Raw genomic sequence first — 1,940 nt, 5'->3', positions numbered from 1 at the left:
AAAATAGAAAAGGTTTAAAATATCTTTTGTACATTAGAAGTTAAATAAAAATATCGGCCTGCTTACCAGGTTTTTTAAATATACCGTCTATGAAAAATCTTATTTTAATACGTCATGCAAAATCAAGTTGGGAAGCTCCTTTGAAAGATTTCGACAGGCCGCTTATGAAGAGAGGAATTAAAGATGCCCATGAAGTTTCAGTAAATATTTCAGACTACCTTCCTAAAACCTATATAATTTGGAGCAGTACCGCTGCCAGAGCCACAGAAACTGCTTTGATTTTTGCACAAAATCTCTCTTATCCCTTGGAAAGTATTGTTTTTAGAGACGATTTGTACACTTTTGATGAAAGACAACTTGAAAAAGTTATCAAATCGTGTGATAATAGTTTAGAAAGCGTTATTCTTTTTGGACATAACGAGGCTATTACAAATTTTGTTAATAAATTTGGAGATGTTTTTATAGATAATGTTCCAACTTCTGGCTTTGTATCCTTACAATTTGAGGCCGATAGCTGGAATACAATAGATAAAGGTAAAACACATAAAACTATTTTCCCCAAAGATTTAAAATCATAACAGTGTACGAACAGAAATATATCGATAGAGAAAAAAGCTGGTTAGCGTTTAATGCAAGAGTTCTTCAGGAAGCCGGAGATAATACAGTTCCACTTTTAGACAGACTGCGTTTTGTTGGAATTTTTTCAAACAATTTAGATGAATTTTTTAGAGTTCGGTATGCGGCCATTCGTAGATTAAGTCTTTCTGGTATTTCTGGAGAAAAATATTTAGGTGGTATTTCTGCACACCAATTGATTAAAGATATTACCGAAATCGTAATTCAGCAGCAGTCTGAAAGTTTACGTATTCTAGGAAATATTGAAGCGGAACTTGAAGCCGAAAATATTTTTATCATTAATGAAAGCCAGATTACGCCAAAACAGGAATGCTTTCTAAAAGACTTTTATACTCAAAAATTAAGTCCAGAATTGGTAACTATCATTTTGAATGATTTGGCAGTTTTCCCGGTTTTAAAAGATACTTTAGGTTATTTGGCTGTTCGTTTAGAATTAAACAATGATGAGGTTCGTTATGCTTTAATCGAAATCCCAAAAAACATCAACAGATTTGTTGTACTTCCTTCTGAGGATGAAAAACAATATGTAATTCTAATTGATGATGTGATTCGTTTTAAACTAAAAAACATCTTTAATATATTCGACTATAAAAGCGTTTCTGCGCATATGATCAAGATCACTAGAGATGCGCAGTTAGATATTGATAGTGATTTGAGTAAGAGTATGCTCGAAAAAATTGCTTCATCTGTAAAAGATCGTCGAATAGGAGAACCAGTTCGTTTTATTTATGATAGTCAAATCGAAGACGATACACTGCATTTCTTTTTAGATAAAATGAAAATTGTAGAAACAGATAGTATCATTCCAGGCGGTAGATATCATAACCGCCGTGATTATATGAGTTTCCCAAATTTAGGACGTTATGATTTATTGTATAAACCAAACGAACCTTTACCGGTTCCAGGTTTAAGTCTGGAAGGAAGTATTTTAGAAAAAATAAGCAAAAAAGATTATTTGGTTCATGCGCCCTATCAGTCGTTTTCGTATCTAACTAAGTTTTTACGTGAAGCGGCTTTAGATCCTAAAGTAACCAGTATCAAGATTACATTATACCGTTTAGCAAAGAATTCGCAGATTATCAGTTCGCTGATTAATGCTGCTAAAAATGGTAAAAGAGTAGTGGTACAGATTGAACTTCAAGCACGTTTTGACGAAGCTTCGAATATTTCTTATGCAGAACAAATGCAGACCGAAGGAATCGAACTTATTTTCGGAATAAAAGGATTGAAAGTACATAGTAAAATCTGTGTAATAGAAAGATTGGAAGAAGGTAAAAACCGTCGCTACGGATTCATTTCAACTG

2 protein-coding genes are annotated in these 1,940 nt (G+C 33.1%); both read left to right on the top strand.

The window, feature by feature from the left end; translation table 11 throughout:
- Positions 1 to 89 precede the first annotated feature (89 nt).
- Positions 90 to 578, top strand: coding sequence for a SixA phosphatase family protein (locus VGE71_RS03015; protein WP_331136970.1), 489 nt, complete (start codon positions 90 to 92; stop codon positions 576 to 578).
- Positions 579 to 580: 2 nt separating this feature from the next.
- Positions 581 to 1,940: polyphosphate kinase 1 (locus tag VGE71_RS03010; protein ID WP_331136969.1), on the top strand; the 1,360-nt coding region annotated here is incomplete at its 3' end.

This window comes from Flavobacterium sp. (assembly GCF_036405015.1).
In the GTDB taxonomy this organism is placed as follows: domain Bacteria; phylum Bacteroidota; class Bacteroidia; order Flavobacteriales; family Flavobacteriaceae; genus Flavobacterium.
Note: the sequence above shows the minus strand (reverse complement) of the source record. Positions and strands in the feature narration are given on the sequence as shown.